19 protein-coding genes are annotated in these 22,213 nt (G+C 43.3%); 2 read left to right on the top strand and 17 right to left on the bottom strand.

Annotated features, from left to right (window positions below):
* Positions 1-49: 49 nt before the first annotated feature.
* Together D5281_RS04485 and D5281_RS04480 are read right to left on the bottom strand one after the other, a co-directional pair.
* The gene (locus D5281_RS04485) at positions 50-1,795 is read right to left on the bottom strand and encodes an ammonium transporter (RefSeq protein WP_160558949.1); all 1,746 of its coding nucleotides are present in this window, start codon (positions 1,793-1,795) and stop codon (positions 50-52) included.
* A 252-nt stretch (positions 1,796-2,047) separates the two neighbouring features.
* Complete coding sequence (locus D5281_RS04480) at positions 2,048-2,914, bottom strand: GNAT family N-acetyltransferase (RefSeq protein WP_160558948.1); 867 nt, start codon at positions 2,912-2,914, stop codon at positions 2,048-2,050.
* An 86-nt stretch (positions 2,915-3,000) separates the two neighbouring features.
* Between D5281_RS04480 and D5281_RS04475 the strand changes: the two genes are divergently transcribed.
* Both D5281_RS04475 and D5281_RS04470 read left to right on the top strand, forming a co-directional pair.
* On the top strand, positions 3,001-3,522 hold the full coding sequence (locus D5281_RS04475) for a peptidylprolyl isomerase (protein WP_160558947.1): 522 nt from the start codon (positions 3,001-3,003) through the stop codon (positions 3,520-3,522).
* A 387-nt stretch (positions 3,523-3,909) separates the two neighbouring features.
* Positions 3,910-5,418: an alanine/glycine:cation symporter family protein gene (locus D5281_RS04470; RefSeq protein ID WP_160558946.1), complete on the top strand. Its 1,509-nt coding sequence runs from the start codon at positions 3,910-3,912 to the stop codon at positions 5,416-5,418.
* A 132-nt stretch (positions 5,419-5,550) separates the two neighbouring features.
* Here D5281_RS04470 and D5281_RS04465 read toward each other — a convergent pair whose 3' ends face one another.
* From D5281_RS04465 to D5281_RS04395, 15 genes are all read right to left on the bottom strand, one after another.
* Positions 5,551-6,423: a DUF1189 domain-containing protein gene (locus D5281_RS04465; RefSeq protein ID WP_160558945.1), complete on the bottom strand. Its 873-nt coding sequence runs from the start codon at positions 6,421-6,423 to the stop codon at positions 5,551-5,553.
* 33 nt (positions 6,424-6,456) lie between these two features.
* Positions 6,457-6,927: a hypothetical protein gene (locus D5281_RS04460; RefSeq protein WP_160558944.1), complete on the bottom strand. Its 471-nt coding sequence runs from the start codon at positions 6,925-6,927 to the stop codon at positions 6,457-6,459.
* A 192-nt stretch (positions 6,928-7,119) separates the two neighbouring features.
* Positions 7,120-7,983 (bottom strand): class II fructose-1,6-bisphosphate aldolase, encoded by an 864-nt coding sequence (gene fba / locus D5281_RS04455; RefSeq protein WP_160558943.1) that lies wholly within the window; start codon positions 7,981-7,983, stop codon positions 7,120-7,122.
* 112 nt (positions 7,984-8,095) lie between these two features.
* Positions 8,096-9,001 carry a diacylglycerol/lipid kinase family protein gene (locus tag D5281_RS04450; protein ID WP_160558942.1) on the bottom strand — a complete coding sequence of 302 codons (906 nt, stop codon included), beginning with the start codon at positions 8,999-9,001 and terminating at the stop codon, positions 8,096-8,098.
* A 141-nt stretch (positions 9,002-9,142) separates the two neighbouring features.
* Positions 9,143-9,409, bottom strand: coding sequence for an HPr family phosphocarrier protein (locus D5281_RS04445; RefSeq protein WP_160558941.1), 267 nt, complete (start codon positions 9,407-9,409; stop codon positions 9,143-9,145).
* Between the two features lie 13 nt (positions 9,410-9,422).
* Positions 9,423-10,319, bottom strand: a complete 897-nt coding sequence (whiA, locus tag D5281_RS04440; RefSeq protein WP_160558940.1) for a DNA-binding protein WhiA — start codon at positions 10,317-10,319, stop codon at positions 9,423-9,425.
* 195 nt (positions 10,320-10,514) lie between these two features.
* The gene (gene rapZ, locus D5281_RS04435; RefSeq protein ID WP_160558939.1) at positions 10,515-11,378 is read right to left on the bottom strand and encodes an RNase adapter RapZ; all 864 of its coding nucleotides are present in this window, start codon (positions 11,376-11,378) and stop codon (positions 10,515-10,517) included.
* A gap of 11 nt (positions 11,379-11,389) precedes the next feature.
* Positions 11,390-12,352: a UDP-N-acetylmuramate dehydrogenase gene (gene murB / locus D5281_RS04430; protein WP_160559007.1), complete on the bottom strand. Its 963-nt coding sequence runs from the start codon at positions 12,350-12,352 to the stop codon at positions 11,390-11,392.
* Between the two features lie 21 nt (positions 12,353-12,373).
* The gene (locus tag D5281_RS04425; RefSeq protein ID WP_160558938.1) at positions 12,374-13,312 is read right to left on the bottom strand and encodes an ROK family glucokinase; all 939 of its coding nucleotides are present in this window, start codon (positions 13,310-13,312) and stop codon (positions 12,374-12,376) included.
* Positions 13,313-13,418: 106 nt separating this feature from the next.
* Positions 13,419-14,363, bottom strand: coding sequence for an HPr(Ser) kinase/phosphatase (gene hprK, locus D5281_RS04420; RefSeq protein ID WP_160558937.1), 945 nt, complete (start codon positions 14,361-14,363; stop codon positions 13,419-13,421).
* Positions 14,364-14,548: 185 nt separating this feature from the next.
* Positions 14,549-16,432, bottom strand: coding sequence for an excinuclease ABC subunit UvrC (gene uvrC, locus D5281_RS04415; protein WP_160558936.1), 1,884 nt, complete (start codon positions 16,430-16,432; stop codon positions 14,549-14,551).
* 143 nt (positions 16,433-16,575) lie between these two features.
* Complete coding sequence (gene ftsH / locus D5281_RS04410) at positions 16,576-18,645, bottom strand: ATP-dependent zinc metalloprotease FtsH (RefSeq protein ID WP_277935172.1); 2,070 nt, start codon at positions 18,643-18,645, stop codon at positions 16,576-16,578.
* 129 nt (positions 18,646-18,774) lie between these two features.
* Complete coding sequence (locus D5281_RS04405; RefSeq protein WP_160558934.1) at positions 18,775-20,247, bottom strand: DUF1846 domain-containing protein; 1,473 nt, start codon at positions 20,245-20,247, stop codon at positions 18,775-18,777.
* 265 nt (positions 20,248-20,512) lie between these two features.
* Complete coding sequence (locus D5281_RS04400; RefSeq protein ID WP_160558933.1) at positions 20,513-21,682, bottom strand: aminotransferase class I/II-fold pyridoxal phosphate-dependent enzyme; 1,170 nt, start codon at positions 21,680-21,682, stop codon at positions 20,513-20,515.
* Positions 21,679-22,161, bottom strand: a complete 483-nt coding sequence (locus D5281_RS04395) for an Lrp/AsnC family transcriptional regulator (RefSeq protein WP_160558932.1) — start codon at positions 22,159-22,161, stop codon at positions 21,679-21,681. The genes D5281_RS04400 and D5281_RS04395 overlap by 4 nt, the downstream gene beginning before the upstream one ends.
* Positions 22,162-22,213 lie beyond the last annotated feature (52 nt).

The following is a 22,213-nucleotide window of genomic DNA, read 5'->3' as shown; positions in this document are numbered from 1 at the left end:
TGGGGATTGCCTTTTTATACGAAAACTAAGGGATTAGATAATAGCAATTTTATTCCACGTCCTGTAAAGCGTCAAAATCTTCCTCTCCGGTACGTATCTTAACCACCTTTCCAACATGGTATACAAAAATCTTTCCATCGCCAATATGTCCGGTATAAAGAGCTTTTTTCGCCGCCTCTATTACTGCGTCAACAGGGATTTTGCTGACAACCACCTCCACCTTAACTTTAGGAAGCAAAGTTGCGTCAAGCTCAACGCCGCGGTACATCTCCCCTGCGCCTTTCTGAACACCGCATCCCATGACCTGCGTCACTGTCATACCGGTTACGCCCAAATCGTTCATAGCTTTCTTTAAGCTGTCATATCTGGACAGTTTCGCGATAATTGCCACTTTATAAATTCCGGTAGGTTCTGTATCAGGCGCCACAACCTTCACTGCCGCTGCCTTTTGGGCAGAAGAAGCAGCCTCATAATCTTCCGTTCCAAGGCTTGTATTTTCATTTACTTCCATTGTCATTGTATTGGAAATATCCATAATGCTAAAGCCTGCATAAGCGGAGCTAAGGCCATGCTCACAGGAATCCAGTCCTATAATTTCTTCTTCCTGACTGGCCCGAAGTCCAATTGAAGCCTTGATAATCAGAAAGGCAATTGTAATTGTAACCGCTGTCCATATTGCCACTGCCAAAGTTCCAGTCAGCTGAATCCCCAGCTGCCTAAAACCGCCGCCATAGAAAAGGCCTGCTACGCTGTCATTTAAAGGCGCTGATGTGGTTGCAAAAAGACCTACCGCAATCGTGCCCCAGATTCCATTTAAACAGTGCACCGCAACTGCTCCTACAGGGTCGTCAATATGTAATTTATAATCCAAAAACCATACGCCAAACACTACCAAAAGGCCTGCAACCGCCCCTATGATAAGAGAGCCGGCCACATCCGTCACGTCACAGGGCGCCGTAATGGCAACCAACCCTGCCAAAGAAGCATTTAAACTCATAGATACATCTGGCTTGCCATATTTAATCCAGGTAAATACCATACAAACCACAGTGGCAATTGCAGGTGCAACCGTTGTTGTCACAAATACAGAGCCAAGCTGTTCCACACTGGTACAGGCAGCCCCATTAAACCCGTACCAGCCCAGCCACAAAATAAACACTCCAAGACATCCAATCGGAAGATTATGTCCGGGAAAAGCGTTTACCTTTGTAACCTTTCCGCTCTTATCCGTTACGAATTTTCCAATTCGGGGACCAAGCACCTTAGCGCCAATCAAGGCCGAAATGCCGCCCACCATATGAATCGCACAGGAGCCTGCAAAATCATGGAAACCCATCTGTGCCAGATAGCCGCCACCCCAGATCCAGTGTGCTTCAATTGGATAAATCAAAGCTGAAATAATCGCCGAATAAATACAGTAGGATATAAATTTTGTTCTTTCGGCCATTGCACCGGAAACAATAGTCGCAGTGGTTGCACAAAATACAAGGTTAAACACAAAATTGGACCAGTCAAAATCCCCATAGGAAGTAAAAATGTCAAAACCGGGCTTTCCTATAAAGCCCATCACATCTTCACCTAGCAGCAAGCCAAAGCCAATCAAAATAAAAACAACCGTGCCGATACAAAAATCCATCAGATTTTTCATCAGTATGTTTCCTGCATTCTTTGCTCTGGTAAAACCGGTCTCCACCATTGCAAAGCCTGCCTGCATCCAAAATACCAGCGCGGCTCCAATCAGGAACCAGACACTAAATACTTCACCACTTACGGCGCTCATAATTTCTTCTGTCATAATTTTTCCTCCTCATCAAACCCTGACCCGCTCTATGTCAGCTTAACGAAAAAGCGGAGCAAAGGCCTTGCCTTATACAAGCTCCTTTGCTCCGCTTTTCTTAAAATATTTGTCAAATGCGTCATATCCTGCGAATCAGTTTATTGAATAAAAAAAGTGCTATGGCTATTCCACAGCACCTTCGCTTCGTATGACATAATAGCACCCTGTTTATTTCCTGTCAATCTTTTTTTGTATTTTTTATAGAGTTTTTTATAGAGTTCTTATAAATAATTCATAATTATGACATTCCACACTGACTCTGCTGTCAAATATAAATCCCAGTTTATCAAGCAGCTTTTTTGAAACAAGATTGTCTTTATCAACAAGCGCCTGTACCTGCCCAAAAGCAAGCTCTTTTTTTGCATAGGCAAGAATAGCTGTACAAACTTCAAATCCATATCCTTTATGCTGATGCGTCACATCTATCACAAATCCAAGCTCCGGCAGCTCATAGCCTTTGCGGACGCTTAAGCCCGCCCGGCCAATCACCCGGCCTGTTTCTTTTAAGAGCACTGACCACAATCCGTAGCCATAAAACCCATAAATTTGATCAATATATGCCTTCATATAGTCTTGTTCCAGTTCTTTGTCCTCGTACAAATCCTCCATATAAAAGGTCACAGATGGTTCACTGTAAATCCGATAAAATGCCTCTACATCCTCTACCGTACTCTCACGGACCCTTAACCGCTCTGTCTCAAAAATATCCCAGGGCAGACCTGCCATCCTTTTATATGCTGCTTCATAAGTCTGATACTCCACTTGAAATATATCTTCCATACCATATTGCACGGAAGGAAAGCTTTCCTTTCGATTCCCTTCATGGTACAAAGCAACCACATACCAGCCCTCCTTTAGGAGTTGGCTGGCAGCATCCGGGATATCAGTTATCGCCAATGTTTCAAATCTTCGATTTTCCAATCTGTGTGCCTCTCCACCTGATTTTTGTATCTCTGCTGCTCTTTTTACTTTTATCTCCACCTGTTTCGGACGTATATTTTCACAGATTTCACTCTTTCGTTGATAGACAACTTTATAATATTCTTCGGATAATAAGAATAAGATATATTTTAGCATTGTAATGTTCCTTCACTTCCTATAAAATAAATACCGTAATTACTATAATACTGTATTTTATAACGAAAAGAAAGGAAGTTATCACTATGGCTCAAAATCCTGTTGTGACAATTACAATGGAAAATGGAGATATGATTAAGGCGGAACTTTATCCCGATGTTGCTCCCATCTCCGTGAACAACTTTATCAGTTTGATTCACAAAAATTTTTATGACGGACTAATTTTTCACCGTGTCATCCGTGGGTTTATGATTCAGGGAGGGGATCCGGATGGCAACGGCTGCGGCGGTCCCGGTTACAGCATTAAAGGTGAATTTTCTGCAAACGGCGTAGAAAATTGTTTAAAGCATACGGAAGGTGTTCTTTCCATGGCTAGAAGTATGGCGCCAGATTCAGCCGGATCTCAATTTTTTATTATGCATAAGAATAGTCCTCATTTAGATGGACAATATGCTGCTTTTGGAAAAGTAATTGAAGGTATGGATGCGGTGAATCGCATTGCTGAGACAGCTACTGATTACAATGACAGGCCTCTTCAAAATCAGGTAATGAAAGAAGTCACCGTAGAATGCTTTGGAGTAGAATATCCTGAACCGGAACGGTACTAAATTCACAAAATTATACGTTCATATTTTGTTCATACTTAATTTAAAAAAACTTAATCGCAATTACATTCTTTAGACATTTCTGTATCCTATACTAACATCATAAGATACAACAAAGAACAAAAACAAACGCCATACACAAGTAATTGATTTATTAATAACTTTTTCATAATAAATGCCAAGTAAACATGCCGTTTACTTGGCATCCTCCCTTTCTAATGGTTTTCCGCATTTTATACTTGTGCTTTTTCTCTTTTTCCTGTATAGTAATATACGAATCAATGAGGATTTACTGGTAAAGTAAATTCTCTTTTTTTAACTTAAAACAGAAGACAATGTGAAAACAGGTAAATTTTCTCGCATTGCAGCTGGCAAGAACGGAGGATGATTATGGAAAATGTTATGAGCGTTATCGCAACGGTAAACGGTGCTATAAACGGTGTGGTATGGGGTATCCCTATGCTAATCCTGATTATAGGCACAGGTATTTACATGACGGTGGGAATGAAGTTTTTCCAGATTACCCACATAAAACACTGGATGAATGAAACCTTCCTTGCAATTTTTAAGAAAAAGCATGTAACTGCCCACACGGACAAAAATGAAAATTCTATCTCTCAGTTTCAGGCGCTCTCTACTGCCTTAGCTGCTACCATAGGTGTGGGAAATATTGCCGGTGTGTCAGGCGCCATCATCACAGGCGGCGCCGGAGCGGTATTCTGGATGTGGCTTTCGGCACTGTTTGGTATGATGACCAACTATTCCGAAAATGTACTGGGTATCTATTACCGGCGTAAAAACGAAAAAGATGAATGGTCCGGGGGTGCTATGTATTATCTGCAGGACGGATTAAAAGGGAAAAAAGGAATCGGTATTTTTGCAAAACCCCTGGCCATACTTTTCGCCCTTTTCTGTGTATTTGCTTCCTTCGGAATCGGCAATATGACACAAGTACATGAAATCGCAAGCTCTCTGCAGGATACCTTTAAGATTCCCCCCATTGCAACCGGCATCATCATCGCCGTTGTTGCCGCACTGGTTATCCTGGGCGGAATTAAAGCAATCGGTAATGTGACGGAAAAAATTGTTCCCCTTATGGCATGCGCTTACATACTTGGCACCGTAATTGTGCTAGTTATGAACATCACATCTGTTCCTGCCGTGTTTGCTGCTATCTTCGCCAATGCCTTTGGCCTTCGCCCTATTGCAGGCGCCACTGTTGGTATCATGATTAAGCAGGCTATGACCATGGGCTTTAAGCGTGGTGTTTTCTCCAATGAAGCAGGACTTGGCTCCTCTGTTATGGTTCATTCGGCTTCCAACGTAAAAGAGCCCATTGTCCAGGGTATGTGGGGCATTTTTGAGGTATTCTTTGACACCATTGTAGTTTGTACTCTGACAGCCTTTACCGTACTGTGCTCCGGCTTGATTGACCTTGAAACAGGTGAAGTACTCACCTCTACGACTGGCGCTTCTTTGGTAAGTGAGGCCCTCTCACAAGGTCTCGGCACACTAGCCGGAAGCTTTGTTGCAATTGCCATTTGCCTGTTTGCTTTTTCTACCGTTTTAGGGTGGTCCTTCTACGGTACCAAATCCTGCGAGTACTTATTTGGCACAAAAGCAACGATTGTATACAAAATTATCTTTGTTGTTTGTATCGTATTTGGCGCTACCATGAGCTTTGATCTGGCATGGGCAATTGCCGATACTTTAAATGCTCTCATGGCCATTCCCAACCTGATTGGCGTTCTTGCGCTTTCCGGCACCGTATTTGCCATCACAAAAAATTATCTGGCCCGCAAGGTCACAAAAACAGATGTAAATGCAAAGCCAATGCTCTCCTTTGATCCCGCCATTCAGAACATGCAGGAAAAATCCTTAGAGCAGGATCTTGCATAATAAGTCAAAAAATGCGCGGCATTGGTCAAATGGATGCCCCACATCTTTTCAACGCTTCGCTCATAGGAATAAATTTTGTATAAGCAAGGGGCTGCCGCAAAATGCGACAGCCCCTTTCATTGCCCTATCACGCTATTTCATCCAGGAAAAATCATTCCCATTACTGCCGTTACTACCATCTCCGTTTATATGATTCTCACCATGATACCCTGTATCTGTCCTAAATTCCAACGGCTTATTTAACTGCTGTTCTTTCAGATTTTGAATGGCGCGTACGATAATAAACACAGAAATCCCAAAATTAATGATTACAAAAAATGGAATATTAATTGGCAGGAAGGATATCACCGCCTTTATAAGCAGCGGCAGCGTTCTGCTGTAAATTCCCAAAAGATACAACTGCCCAAAGGTTATCTGATGCTTCATACAGGAAGCTGCAACCATACCCAGAAGCGCTACAAACAATACGCCGAAGAAAAACAAGGCACTCATCCAGATGTATGCCAAAATCATAAACATCACAATGATTAGGTTGATAAATGGCACCCACCGCATCCAGTCTTCCTTGTCACACGCAAAATCCAGATCTGAGAAATAAAATCCCTGCACCTCTCCGCTGGACTTTAAAATCATTTTTTCCGAATCCATCAGGATAACATTGGTGTAGCTGTAAAGGTACTCCTCCATCTCATCTGCATCATAAAACACATATTCAGGGTCGGTATCAATACACACATAGGTACTGCCCTCATCATATTCGATTACGTCTTCCACCCACAGTTCTCCGTCTGAAAGCTCAAAATCCGGAATATTTTCATCCAGCAATGCGCCTATACCACCTGTACGAATCTGAAATTTTGCAAATGGAATCAGCATTGTTATCGCAAAGTAAATCAGCATCAGCACAATGCCAAATAAAAAAACCTTAGACTTTTTGTTGTTTAAAAATTCCTTATAGCTTTTGTAGCTGTAGATAGAAAGTGCCATTTCCTTAAATATATTCATCTGCTTCCTCCTAGATATCTAATATCCACTTTCTTAAATGCCCGCTATAAGAAGCGCTATCCCAAATACCAGAATCACCGAAATTATCACGACTGCCACATTTAGCAGCACTCTTACTGCCACATTCATTTTTCTGTTACAAGAAATTGACGTTGTCAAGGCAATTCCAATAATTGCCAGTAAAGCTCCTAAAGCTCCATTAAAGAAATTCAGACAATGCAATACCAAAAATACATAAGACCATGCCGGCATTTTAATGGGTACATATTCCTCTCCTGTAGCGCAGTCCCTATTATCAATTGCAAGAACAGGAGCGCTTAAATTTTTCATCACCAGAAGAGCCTTCTTAGAACCAATCGGAACTTCATATTCTTCATGTGTCAGTCCTGTTTTTTTCTTATACTGGCTTAATTTCAGGACATCGCCATTCACCATCAGTTTTCTGCCTTTCAATTCAATGTCATACGCTCTCTCATCAATTTTTACACTCCATTTCTTACCCACTACGATTCCCTCCTTATTTATAAAATGCCGCCATGCTCTGCAAGCCGGCTTATTGTATGAAATATGTTCTCCTTCATAAACCGGTTTGTTATATGAAATCCGGTCTCATCTCAAAAGCTGCTTATTACACTTAAAAGGCTGTCCATCTCATCATATGGGCAGCCTTTATTTTGATGCTGAAATCTTATTCTGTTAAGCTTTTCCAATAGAACCAAAAATTTCCATCTTTTCCTTAACAGTAGCCTTGATTGCTTCAAAGCCAGGAGCAAGAAGCTTACGAGGGTCAAATCCCTTGCCTTCCAAATCCTTGCCTGCTTCAATGTACTTACGTGTAGCAGCTGCAAAAGACAACTGACATTCTGTGTTTACGTTAATCTTTGCAACGCCTAAGGAAATTGCCTTCTGAATCATTTCCGTAGGGATTCCTGTACCACCATGCAGAACCAAAGGCATATCTCCTGTCAGTTTCTGGATCGCATCCAAAGTCTCAAAGGATAATCCCTGCCAGTTTGCAGGATATTTACCATGAATGTTACCAATCCCGGCTGCCAGGAAATCAATTCCCAAATCAGCGATCGCTTTACACTCATTGGGATCTGCGCACTCACCCATACCAACTACACCGTCTTCTTCGCCGCCGATAGAGCCAACCTCTGCCTCAATGGAGATTCCTTTTTCATGTGCTGCTGCAACTAATTCTTTTGTCTTAGCTACATTTTCTTCGATCGGATAATGGGAACCATCAAACATAACAGATGAAAAACCAGCTTCGATACATTTATAGCAGTGCTCATAGCTGCCATGGTCTAAATGAAGGGCTACAGGAACTGTAATATTCTGATCTTTGATAAGGCCTTTCACCATACCAACTACCACATCATATCCGCCCATGTACTTACCTGCACCTTCGGATACGCCAAGGATAACAGGTGAATTGTTTTCCTGTGCTGTTAACAGGATGGCCTTGGTCCACTCAAGGTTATTAATGTTGAACTGACCAACTGCATAGTGGCCTGCTTTTGCTTTTTGAAGCATTTCTGTTGCTGATACTAACATTTTGTTTACCTCCGTTAAATTTATAACACTCTGGTTGTCCTTAATTATACTCCATTCTGCATGAAAATGGAATAAATTTTATAAATATTTGACAACTTTTCGTAACAGTTCGTTACTTTTCACACATTGGTATCCGGATACGCAATGCCTGTTTCTGATTTTGAATCTTTACCTCTTTATGCTTACCGCCGAATTCTCCATCTAATGTCCAGGCAACCTCCTCTTGTGAATATACTTTAAGTGTTTTGGCCTTAAAACAGTACATGCAGTCCGTATTTATATTTCGGTTTACTAAAGCGGCCATAATTAAGTTTAATTCCATAGCATTGGAGGGCTTTTTAATCAAGGTGACCTCGAACTCTCCATCATCTAGCTTCACATTTTCTCCTGTAATGTTCTTAAAGCCTCCTACTGAAATAGAATTCGTAACCATGCCAAATAGAAACTCACCTTCCACTGAAAACTCGTCACCCTCTATTTTCATTTCATAAAATTTTACCGCCGAAAGCCGCCGCATACCCTCTAATATATATGCCATATGGCCTAAAATATTCTTCATATCCTGACGGGTTTCATAAGATACATCGGTAAAAATTCCAAACGCCGCGATATAAACAAAAATATCATTGTTAAAGGAACCAATGTCACATCCAAAGCTTTCTCCGTCCACAATTGCATGAGCTGCGTCAATCATATTCTTAGGGATATGAAGACTTTTGGCAAAATCATTGGTGCTCCCGGCAGGCACATAACCGATTGGAATTCTTCTTTCACACTGCATCATTCCTGTCACCACTTCATCCAATGTGCCATCCCCGCCGCTGCAGGCGATGATATCATAGTACCCAAGCTTTCTTTCTTTGACCGCTTTAATCCCATCTCCCTTAGACTGGGTAGGATAAGCAACCACTTCAAATCCCGCCTTCGTAAAAATATCAATGATATCCAGCAAATTGCTTCTGATTTTCGCCTTTCCCGCTCTGGGATTATAGATAAAAAGCATTTTTTTCTTTTCCATAGCATATCCTCCGCAAGGCAATCTGTCAAACACGATCTCTTTTCATCAGCCGGCTTGCCAAAGCATTGTCCTTCTTCGTTAACCGGCTTACCTAGCAAAAAAAGGCAAAGCGTATGCTCTGCCCTTATACTTCCCTCTTAATCAGTCCTGTTTTCTTTCTCCGCTCAGGTATTCTTCCATTCCGCTCATTGCTTCCTGCTCGTCTTCCCCGTTTGTTATTACCTTTACTGACTCTCCATTGTCCAAAGCAAGACTCATCATGCCCATAATACTTTTTGCATTCACTTTCTTTCCTTCTGCTTCAAGGTAAACAGAACTCTCATACTGGCTGGCTACCTGTACCAGCATTGCTATGGGTCTGGCTTCAAGTCCACCGCTTAACTGAATTTTGATAAATTTTTCACTCATAACAAATCCTCCTTTACCCCCTAATCTTTTCAGCCATATCACTGAGCTTTCGTAATCTATGGTTCACACCAGACTTGCCTACTGGTGGATTAAGGTACTGACCTAATTCCTGAAGAGAATTTTCCGGATGTTCAAGCCTAACTTCTGCCATCTGCCTTAAATGTTCCGGCAGATTTGACAAATCATAATTTTTCTGCAAAAAAAGAATATCCTCTATCTGTTTGCTGGCAGCATAAACCGTCTTCGTAATATTAGCTGCTTCACAATTCACTTTCCTGTTAATGGAATTTCTCACTTCTTTTTCAACTCTGAGACTCTCAAGCTCCATCAGGGAAATATGCGCTCCTATTACATTTAGCAAATCAACGATTCCCGCGCCTTCCTTTAAATACACTACGTAATACTTCTTCCGTCTGACAATTTTGGCTTCAATTTCAAAGCTGGAGACGGTCTGTCTAATCTGCAGAGCCTGTGGTTCATGTTCGCACACAAACTCCAAATGATATCCTTTCTTGGGGTCGCTCATGGAACCGATACATAAAAAAACACCCCTGAGGAATGCCCGTCTACAACAACTATTTTTTAAAAGCAGCGGGTTAACCTGCTCTGAAAGCTCATGCATATATCCGGTTTCATCTAAAATTTTAACCGCCTGTAATACTTTAACCGCATTATTAATAATAAATGTTTTCTTCAATAATGTAAAGTACTTTCTTACTACAAATGGATTTTCGGGACATATGGAAATGTTTTTAAGTTCATCCGCGCTGACTTTTTTATTACCCTCCCAGCCAGACGGATCAATCTTACATCCAAAATGAATCAAAGCCGCCAGCTCTGCCAATTGGCAATGTCTCGGTTCCGGTACTATTTTTTCCAATTCTTCCTTCACATCCGTTGAAAATGACATATACTCACCTTTATATCCATCCAACAGAAAAATGCCCTATTTTGGCATTTTTCTAAATGTTGTTATGTTGTTCTTAGACGGCATTTTTTGACGTCTTAGAACTTCTCTTCACATTAATCCCCCATTCTTGCCAACAGCCCGCAAATTTAGGCGCAAGCACAAATTTGTTGATTGAAAAATCTCTGATTTTTCAATCTATACTCCTTGTCCCACATCCCGATGCGCAATCTTGATTCCATATCCGCTTTTATCTTTCATGCGTCCATATAATTTGTTGGCTAACGTAACGCTTCTGTGCTTTCCCCCGGTACAGCCAATCCCAATCACCAGCTGGTACTTACCTTCTTTGATATAATTGGGAATTAAAAATTCTATCATATCCGCAAGCTTATCAATAAACGTATGCGCTTCCGAAAAGCTCATAACATAGTCCTGTACTTCCTTATCATTTCCTGTCTTATATTTCAACTCATCTATATAAAAAGGATTGGGCAAAAATCTCACATCAAAAACCAGATCTGCATCTGCCGGAATGCCATGTTTAAATCCAAAGGACAAAATCGTAACCATCAGATTGTGGTATTCCTCATTCCGCACAAAAATACGATCCAGTTCCTCCTTCAATTCCCTTGTCAGCAAATTGGAGGTATCGATTACATAATCTGACTTATTTCTAATCGCACTTAAAATAGTCCGTTCCTTTTTGACGCCGTCCTCTATCCGGCCATCCGGGGAAAGAGGATGCATTCTTCTGGTTTCCTTATAACGTTTAAGAAGCGTCCCATCGCTTGCCTCCATAAAGAGAACTTCAAAAACATAACCGTTCTCTTTCAGCTTCTCAAGTATCTCCTGGGTCTCTCCAAAAGATTGGTCCGCCCGCACATCCAGTCCTAAGGCCACCTTTCTAACCTCGCCGCCGGGTACAGCAATCAGCTCTACGAACTTCTCAATAAGAGGAACCGGAAGATTATCCACACAATAAAAACCGGCATCTTCCAACATCCGCATTGCCGTGCTCTTTCCGCCGCCGCTCATACCCGTTACAACCACAAAACGCATGCCGTACCTCCTTAAAAATCACCCAGAAAAATTACTTCCTTTTCAAGGGTGACTCCAAATTTATCCTTAACCCTTTCCTGTACTTCCCAGATTACCTGCGCAATATCCGCCGCTGTGGCAGTGCCGGTATTGATTACAAACCCACAGTGTTTTTCCGAAACCATAGCCCCGCCAACCCGGTATCCTTTCAGTCCGGTGTCCATAATCAGTTTCCCTGCAAAATATCCTTCCGGTCTTTTAAAAGTGCTGCCTGCACTGGCATACTCAATAGGCTGCTTTTCTCTCCTCTTTTTGGCAAGCGCCTCCATCCTTTCAAAAATTTCTTCTTTCTTTCCCGGAACAAGCCCAAGTAACGCACCTATCACCACAAAAGGTCTGTTTTTTATGACGCTGGTACGATAGCCAAATTCCATGGATGCATTGTCAAGGGTAAGAATTTCACCCTGATCGCTTAAAACCGTTACCTCCTTGACAACCTGCTTCATCTCTCCGCCATAAGCACCGGCATTCATCACGATACCGCCCCCTAAAGTTCCCGGAATCCCCGAGGCAAATTCAAGGCCGGAAAGCCCGTTTTCCTGGGCACATCTGGCCGCCTGAATCATAGCAAGGCCTGCGCCTGCCCTGATGCAGGCGCCCTCTACCATAGCGGTTCCCATTTTACTTCCAATCTGCAAAACAATTCCTTTGTACCCTTTATCTCCTACCAGAAGGTTACTTCCATTTCCCAACACGAAATAGGGAACACCCACTGTCTTCAAATAAGGGATCAGCTTCTCAAGCTGTCTGATACTGCTGATCCGCACCAGGCACTGCGCCCTGCCTCCCACCCGGAAGGTCGTATGTTTACACATAGGTTCATCTAAGAGAATATCCTCCCCTGGCACATTGGCCTTAATAAATTCATGAATTGCTGAACTGATTTTTTCCACCTTTACACCCTTTGCGTATCCAGGCAAAGCCTCCGATACCATTCCAATCAATCATTTGCTCTCTTAAGCCTCAAGCACCAGCTTGGCAGAGCCATATATACCTGCGTCATTCCCCAGGGTTGCAAGCGCAAACTTTACATCCCTGTTGGCATGAAAAACATTTTTAATAAAATGGGGCTTGATATACTCCATCAAGACTTCCCCTGCCTTTGATACGCCGCCGCCAATTACAATCGTTTCCGGATTCACAACGCCTGCGATTACGGACAGGCCATCTCCCAGATATTTTCCAAACTCCTGCGCAATCTCTATGGCAAGGGCATCCTTTTGCTTGACTGCATCAAAAACAGTTTTTGCACTGATCTCACCCCCACGAAGAATGCTTTCTTTATCACTTTCTGCCAGCTTTCTTACTGCCAGCCTTGTAATCCCTGTTGCAGATGCATATTGCTCAAGACATCCCTTATTACCGCACCCGCAGCACTCTGCCTCATCATCCTCCACATGAATGTGTCCGATTTCACCGCCTGCGCCTATGGCTCCTGTCAGCACCTTGCCTTCTACAATTATGCCGCCGCCAACACCTGTGCCAAGCGTCACCACAATCAGATTCTTACTTCCCTGGCCGCCACCTTTCCACATTTCTCCAAGAGCTGCCACATTCGCATCATTTCCTGCCATAACAGGCACATGCAGAATATCCTCCAATGTATTTTTGATACTGAAGGTTCCCCATCCTAAATTCACCGCCTTGTGCACAACACCCTCACTGTCAATAGGCCCGGGAGCCCCCACGCCAACGCCTGCCACTTCTGAAACGTTAACCTGCTTTTCCGCAATTTTTTCCTGGATGCTCTTTGCAATATCAGGAAGAATATGACTGCCGTCCTCCTCCGTTCTTGTAGGGATTTCCCATTTGTCCAGAAGGTTTCCCTCCACATCAAAGAAACCAAGCTTTACTGTTGTTCCGCCAATGTCCACTCCAAATACATATTTGCTCATAAATAGCCCTCTCTTTATCTTTATTATTGTTCTTTTATTTTATGCCTTCATCAGGAAAAATTTTTATAACAATTCATCTGCAGCCTTAGCTGAATTGTTACAAATTTTAATCGTCCTCGTCTTCCTCCCGCTTCCTTAATAGAGATTCCTGGACCCTTCTATATAGCTCCTGTGCTGCGTTGTAACCCATCTTTTTCTGACGATGATTAATCGCTGCGGATTCACAGATCACGGCAAGATTACGGCCTGGCCTTATGGGAATGTTATGGCATGCCACTTTATTCCCCAAATACTCCGTATATTCCTCCTCAAGGCCCAGTCTGTCGTACTCCTTCTCCTTATCCCAATCCTCCAATCGAATCACTAGGTCAATGGTCTGGGTATCTCTGACACTGGATACACCAAACAGCATCTTGACATCCACAATCCCAATACCCCGAAGTTCAATAAAATGTTTGGTAATATCCGGCGCTGAGCCCACCAGTGTATCATCACTTACCTTTCGGATTTCAACAGCATCATCTGTCACAAGACGGTGTCCCCTCTTAATAAGCTCTAAAGCCGCCTCAGACTTGCCAATTCCACTCTCACCCGTAATCAGAACGCCCTCACCAAAAATATCTACCAACACCCCATGGACAGAAATGCAAGGCGCAAGCTTTACATTCAGCCACCTGATAATTTCAGCCATAAAAGCGGAAGTTGCCTTTTTCGTCATCAAAATAGGAACGTTATTCTCAATTGCTATTTTCGTAAAAAGCTCATTGGGCTTTAATTCCCGGCAAAAAACAAAAGCAGGAATATCACAGGAAAGAATTCTGGTGTATATTTCCTCCTGGCGCTCCCTGGGTAAACTTTCCATATAAGTATATTCCACAAATCCAATAATCTGTAACCTGGTAGCCTCAAAATGCTCAAAATACCCTGCTACCTGCAAGGCCGGTCTGTTAATATCCGGCTGTGTAATCTTAATTTTAGAAATATCCAACTCCGGCGTCAGATTTTCCAGTTTCATTTTCTCAATTATGCGTTCTAACTTTACGCTAGCCATACCCCACTCCCTTTCCTCACCTTCATTTTCTCATTCCGCTTTTTACACCATTTAAATCCCCATATCAAACGGCAGCCCGCCATCTGCGGGAACAAATATTGTAGATATTTTATCACAGAAAATCTCTAATCTCAATAGCACAAAAAAAACACCTTATTTATAACCAATGTGCAAAAAGGCTATGCCTAAAATTCCTTTTCCGGCGAAGAATCCCCATGGAAAAATTCATAAATCCCCACAGCCACCGATTCCGGAATTTCATCCACCCCTGCAAGGGTCTCCACATCTGCATTTTTCACCTCATCTATCGATTTAAACCGTCTCATCAATGCTTTTCTCCGCGAAGGCCCTATCCCTGGTATTTCATCCAGGACAGATTTCACCTGAGCCTTCGACCGAAGGGATCTATGGTATTCTATTGCAAATCTGTGGGCTTCATCCTGGATTCTTGTAATGAGCTTAAAGCCCTCGCTGCCTCTGTCGATTCCTATTTCTTCATTATTATAATACAATCCTCTGGTATTATGATTATCGTCCTTCACCATACCACAAACCGGAATATCCAAATGTAATTCCGAAAGCACCTGCAGCGCAATATTTACCTGGCCCTTTCCGCCGTCCATTAAAAGCAAATCCGGAAATTTAGTGAAACTGCCATATTCCTTTTCCATTTCTTTATCTTCCAGCTTCTTTTGCTCATCCATTCCGTGTAGAAATCTTCTGGTTAAAACCTCCCGCATACACGCATAGTCATCCGGTCCTGAAACCGTTTTAATCCGGAATTTCCTGTAATCGCTGCGCTTAGGCTTTCCTTTCTCATAAACCACCATGGATCCCACATTGGCAAAACCGCTGATATTGGAAATATCATAAGCCTCCATTCGGCTTACATTTTCAAGTCCCAAAAGTCCGGCAATCTCTTTGACCGCGCCAATGGTTCTGCCTTCTTCCCTTTTGATTCGCTCCTTGTCCTGGCTTAACACCAGCATAGCGTTTTTAGCAGCCAGTTCCACCAGCTTTTCCTTGCTTCCGATTCTTGGCACTTTTATATATACCCTGGCCCCCTTCCTTTTGGTGAGCCACTGCTCTATTACCTCCATATCCTCTATCTCCTCCTGAAGCATAAGCTCCCGGGGAATAAAAGGTGTTCCGGCATAAAACTGCTTTACAAAATCCAGCAGAATCTGCGCCCGGGGCGTGCCGGACACATGCATCATATAAAAGTGTTCCCTGCCTATCAGCTTCCCGTCTCTGACAAAAAATACCTGCACCACCGCATCCTGCTCATCTGCCGCCAGTGCAATAATGTCCTTATCCTCCCCATCACTGTCCGTGATTTTTTGCTTGGAGGCGATCTGCTTTACACTGTTGTATAAATCTCTGTACCGTATTGCATCCTCAAAGGCAAGCTTTTCGGAGGCTTCCTGCATTCTCTCTCCTAATTCCTTTAAGGTTTCCTGATAGCTTCCGTTTAAAAAGTCCAGAGCCTTTTTTATTCTTTCTCGATATGCCTCCTCTGGAATGTTCCCCTGACAGGGCGCCACACACTGCTTAATGTGATAATTGAGGCAGGCCCTGTCGTTGCCACATTCCTTGGGCAGGCTTTTGCTACAGGTTCGCAGCTGATAAAGTTTGTTAATTAAATCGATAGTGTCCTTTACCGCTGCAGCGCTTGTGTAGGGACCGAAATATCTGGATCGGTCCTTTTTCATCTGTCTGGAAAATAATACCCGTGGGTAAGCTTCCCCCACAGTGACCTTAATATATGGGTAAGTCTTGTCATCCTTAAGCAGCGTGTTGTATTTGGGGCTGTGCTCTTTAATAAGATTGTTTTCCAGCACCAGTGCTTCTAATTCCGAATCTGTAATAATATATTCAAAACGATAAATCAGACTCACCATCTTATCAATCTGCGGCCCCCTGCCAATTTTTTTTCTGAAATATGACCTAACCCGGTTATGCAGATTGACTGCCTTCCCTACATAAATGATGTTGTCCATTCCATCACGCATGATGTATACGCCCGGACAATTGGGGAGCTTTTTTAATTCTTCTTGAATATCAAACATAGATTTTAATTTCCTATTCTTGTATGCAGCCCACAAATTTGGGCACAAGCAAAATTCAACGAAAACTGTTACCCTGAAATACTTATAGCAAACGACACGAAAAATGCCGTTTGCTATAAAAAATATCTTTAACTCTTTTACTTTTAGGACTCTTTGTCATTCCAAAAAAAGTCCGATGACGCATTGGAAAATCGGCCGGTTGTGTGACTTTCTCCACTGTCATTTTGGGGCGGATTATCCTTGCCTTCCCCTTCTTTGGCACTATAACTGTAATCCTGAATGCTTCCATCTTCCGGCTTTTTAGTCCCGTCCTCATCAGAAGGAGTCCCCAGACTCTTTACATCCTCTTTATCAGCTTTGCCTTGATTTTCTTTATCCTCTTCCTCCGGCTCCGGAATCCCTTTTTCCTTCCGGTAAATTTTCATAAATTCCTTGCCGCTGATTGTTTCTTTTTCAATCAGATGGGCAGCTAATTTATCCATCAAGTCCCTGTTGCCTGACAGCAATTCCTTCGCTTCCTCGTAGCACTCTTTTAGTGTTTCCATAATCTCCGTGTCCACATCTGCTGCCGTCCTGTCGCTACAGGTAAGTCTCGCTCCGCCGCCTAAATATTCACTTTCCACCGTTGCAAGCCCCATAAGTCCGAAACGCTTACTCATACCAAAGCGCGTAATCATATTGGAAACCATGTTGGTTGCCTGCTCAATATCATTGGCCGCACCTGTGGTCACATTGCCGAACACAAGCTCCTCGGCTGCCCGGCCTCCAAGCAGACTCACCAGCCTGTCGTGAAGTTCCTCTTTGGTCTGAAGGTACTTTTCCTCCTCAGGCACATGCATAACATACCCAAGGGCTCCCATGGTTCTGGGCACAATCGTAATCTTTTGTACCGGCTCCGAATTTTTCTGCAGGGCACTTATGAGCGCATGCCCCACTTCGTGGTAGGAAACAATTTTTCGTTCTTCCTTGCTCATAATACGGTCTTTCTTTTCTTTTCCCACTAAGACCTGCTCCACTGCGTCAAATAAGTCCTTCTGTGTCACATACTCTCTGCCGTGCTGCACCGCATTGATAGCTGCTTCGTTGATCATATTGGCAAGGTCTGCTCCCACAGCGCCGCTGGTGGCAAGGGCAATCGCATCTAAATCCACGCTCATGTCCAAATGTACATCCTTGGCATGCACTTTTAAGATTTCCACCCTGCCCTTTAAATCCGGCTTATCCACGATAATTCTTCTGTCAAAACGTCCCGGACGCAGAAGGGCTTTATCCAGTATCTCCGGCCGGTTGGTGGCTCCAAGCACCAAAATTCCTTTAGAAGTATCAAATCCATCCATTTCAGACAAAAGCTGATTTAAGGTCTGTTCCCGTTCCTCATTGCCGCCGCCATACTTATTATCACGGCTTCGTCCAATGGCATCTATTTCATCAATAAAAATAATACAAGGGGCATTCTTCGTAGCATCTTTAAACAAATCCCTTACACGGGAGGCGCCAACACCTACATACAATTCTATAAAATCCGAACCGGAAAGGGAGAAAAAGGGCACCTTCGCCTCTCCCGCCACAGCTTTCGCAAGCAGTGTTTTTCCTGTTCCGGGAGGTCCTACCAGCAACGCGCCTTTAGGCAGCTTCGCTCCGATTTTCACGTATTTCCCCGGATTGTGCAGAAAGTCAACCACCTCCTGCAAAGACTCCTTTGCCTCGTCCTCACCGGCCACATCCTTAAAGGTAACGCCAGTCTCCCTCTGTACATAGACCTTTGCATTGCTTTTTCCTACTCCCATTGGGCCTCCTCCCTTTGACATCTTTCGAAAAAGGAGGCTAAGGAGTACCCACATTAAGATGAAGGGAAATACATAAGAAAGCAGAAAGCTGATTATTGCACTGGTTCCATCCGCCACCTGTCCTTTCACCTCCACACCATGCTCTAAGAGGCGCGCTGTTAATGTGTCATCATCTTCAATTTTACCCGTATAATAACTTACGGAAGAATTCATACCGTACAAATAAAGAACAGGAGATTGGGGCATCTTATCCGCCTTAGGCTGCACATATACCCTGTCTGTTCCAATCAGCACCGTCTCTATCTTGCCATCCTCCAGCATTTGGATAAATTCATTGTAGGAAATCTCCTGCTCCGAGTCCCCTGTCAGCAGCTTCACAAAAGAACTGACTAAGAGAAGTGATAAAAGCGCTGCAATAACAAACATGATAATATTTTGTTTTCGCGGATCCTTGCCAGAACCGCTATTCCCCCCGGAACCGTTTCCCCCCGGGCCGGACGGTCCTCCATTCCCTCCGGGGCCGCCCTCGTACTGATTCAAATTGTTTTCACTCATTTAGTTACTCTTTCCTTTTATAATTGGTTCGCTGGTCAAATCTACGCCCAGCTTTTTAAATGTTTTAATATCTACCTCCGAAAGCATCACCGAGGTATGTACCTGGCATCCTTTCAGCTTTGGGAGCTGCTCTAATGCTGTTTTTGCATATTTATCATTTATGGCAGAGATGGAAAGGGCAATCAGCACTTCATCTGTGTGAAGGCGCGGGTTCTTCCCACCCAGATATTTCGTTTTTAATTCCTGTATGGGCTCAATTGCTTCAGGAGAAATCAGACGGATGTCATGGTCTACTCCACCCAAAAATTTAAGGGCATTTAAAAGCAGGGCGGCCGATGCTCCCAGCAAAGCCGTAGTCTTAGAAGTGATAATCCTTCCGCTGGAAAGCTCTATAGCCGCTGTGGGAACCCCCAGCCTCTCCGCCCTATCTTTGGCCGCAACCGTTACTTTCCTGTCATCTGTGCTGATTTTGGCCTGCTTCATCAACAGCTCTATCTTATAAACATCATTTTCCTTGGCCTTGCCCCTGATTACATCATTCATGGCCGTGTAGTACCGGCGGATGATTTCCTGATAAGAAGCCTGAGAACAGACCTCATCATCCACAATACAGTTGCCCGCCATGTTTACGCCCATATCCGTAGGCGATTTGTAAGGATTTTCCTTGTAAATCCCCTCAAAAATTGCATTCAGCACCGGGAATATCTCAATATCCCGGTTATAGTTGACCGTTGTCTCCCCATAGGCCTCTAAATGGAAAGGGTCAATCATATTAATATCGTTTAAATCCGCAGTAGCCGCTTCATAAGCAAGATTGACCGGATGCTTCAGCGGAATATTCCATATGGGAAAGGTTTCATATTTGGCATATCCTGCCTTGATCCCTCTTTTATGGTCATGATAAAGCTGGGATAAGCAGGTGGCCATTTTCCCGCTTCCAGGGCCCGGTGCGGTTACCACCACAAGAGGCCTTGTTGTTTCGATATACTCATTTTTCCCATAGCCTTCATCGCTGACAATTAACGGTATATTGTTGGGATATCCTTCTATTGTATAGTGAAGATATACCTTCACATTTCTTTTTTCCAATCTTTCTTTAAAATCGGCTGCTCTTGCCTGGCCTGCATAGTGGGTCATCACCACACTGCCCACATAAAAGCCTCTGTCCTCAAATTCCTTTTTCAGCCTTTGGACATCTTCATCATAGGTTATCCCTAAGTCACTGCGTATTTTATTTTTTTCGATATCCGCGGCATTTATTACAATCACAATTTCCACTCTGTCAGCAAGCTTCATCAGCATACGAAGCTTGCTGTCGGGCTCAAACCCCGGCAAAACCCTGGACGCGTGGAAATCATCAAAAAGCTTACCTCCAAACTCAAGATACAGCTTATCTCCAAATTGGTTGATTCTGTCCTCAATACGCTTTGACTGCATCTTTAAGTACTTTTCATTATCAAATCCCACTCTCATAAGTTTTACCCGTTTTCTCCCCGCCAGATGGTGCTTTTCTTACCGTTTGCAAATACCGATTTTTATTGTAGCACAACCCTGTTAATTATTCCATAAAAAAGAAATGAACTAATATCAATTTTTTATTAAGTAGGTTTCTTTTTTAGCTCCCTCATAATGTGGCACGAACAAATGCTCTCACACTTCGCCAGCCGGCCTATTGTAGTAAAAAAGTTTCCTGCTTTGGGCACTTTCGTGTTCAAGCAGGAAACTTCACTCCTAATAACTATTTCTGATTTCTGAGTCTTGTGATGAATGCGTTGATTTTATCCAGAGCAATTTTCAGGTTTTCTAAAGAATATGCGTAGGAAATTCTCAGGAAACCTTCCCCGCAGTCGCCAAATGCAGTGCCTGGTACCACGGCTACTTTTTCTTCCTGAAGCAGTCTATTTGCAAATTCGTCACTGGTCATTCCAAATTCCTTGATACAGGGAAATACGTAAAAGGCGCCATAGGGTTCAAAGCATTTCAGGCCTATCTCCTGAAAGGAATGCATCAGGAATCTTCTTCTCTGGTTGTAAGCCTCCCGCATCATGACCACGTCCTCGTCCCCGTTGCGGAGAGCTTCTACCGCTGCATATTGGCTGGTGGTGGGGGCGCACATGATGGCGAACTGGTGGATTTTAAGCATCTGCTCCATGATACGCTCAGGCGCGCAGGCATAGCCAAGGCGCCAGCCCGTCATTGCATAAGCCTTCGAAAAACCGTTGATCAAAACCGTTCTCTCCTGCATTCCCGGCAGACTTGCTATGGATACATGCTTTCCTTTGTAGGTCAGCTCAGCATAAATTTCATCTGATAGCACGAAAATGTCCTTTTCGCGAATCACCTCCGCAATAGCCTCCAAATCCTCTTTTTCCATAATTGCACCGGTTGGATTATTCGGGAAGGGAAGGATTAAAATTTTGGTTTTGTCCGTAATGGCATCCCGAAGCTCCTGTGCGGTCAGCCTGAACTCGTTTTCTTCCTTAAGCTCGATAATCACCGGAACCCCGCCCGCCAAAATTGCGCATGGCTCGTAGGAAACATAGCTGGGCTGTGGGATCAACACTTCCTCCCCCGGATTAACCATTGCACGCAATGCAATGTCAATGGCCTCCGAACCGCCCACTGTGACAATCACCTCTTTTCCAGCATCATAGGAAATTTTCTGTGTTCTGTACAGATAGTTTGCAATTTCTACTTTTAATTCCTTAAGTCCGGCATTTGAGGTATAAAATGTGCGTCCCTTTTCCAGGGAGTAAATGCCCTCATCTCTTATATGCCATGGGGTATCAAAGTCAGGCTCCCCAACGCCAAGCGATATAGCATCCTCCATCTCGCTAACTATGTCAAAAAATTTTCGGATACCAGAGGGCTTGATTTCTGTGATGATATCTGATAACGGATTTCTCATGGTGTCACTTTCTCCCTTGTATCTTCATATTTTTTGGTCAATATTGTGCCGTGGTCTTTATATTTCTTTAAAATAAAATGCGTTGCCGTGCTCAGCACTCCATCCAGGGTGGAAAGCCTGTCGGAGACAAAGCTGGAAACATCCTTTAGCGATTTTCCTTCCAGCGTTACTAAAAGATCATATCCGCCTGAAATAAGATATACGCTGTTTACTTCGGAATATTTGTAAATTCTCTCGGCAATACGGTCAAATCCCTGCCCTCGCTGGGGGGTGATACGCACTTCAATTAAAGCAGTTACCTTTTCAATAGAGGTTTTCTCCCAGTCAATCATGGTATGATAACCGCAGATAATACCTTCCTCCTCCATCGCTTTTAATTCATTGGCAATGTCAATTTCCTCCACTCCTAAAATAACCGCCAGCTCCTTTACTTCTATCCGGCTGCTTTTTTCTATAATAGATAAAATCTGTTCTCTCATGAATATCCTCCATTCTTGCCAGCGCCCGTAAATTTGGACGTAGGTACAAATC

The organism is Parablautia muri (genome assembly GCF_009917485.1).
Classification (GTDB): Bacteria; Bacillota; Clostridia; order Lachnospirales; family Lachnospiraceae; genus Suilimivivens; species Suilimivivens muri.
The sequence above is the reverse complement of the archived record's forward strand: the minus strand, read 5'-3'. Positions and strand labels throughout refer to the sequence as shown.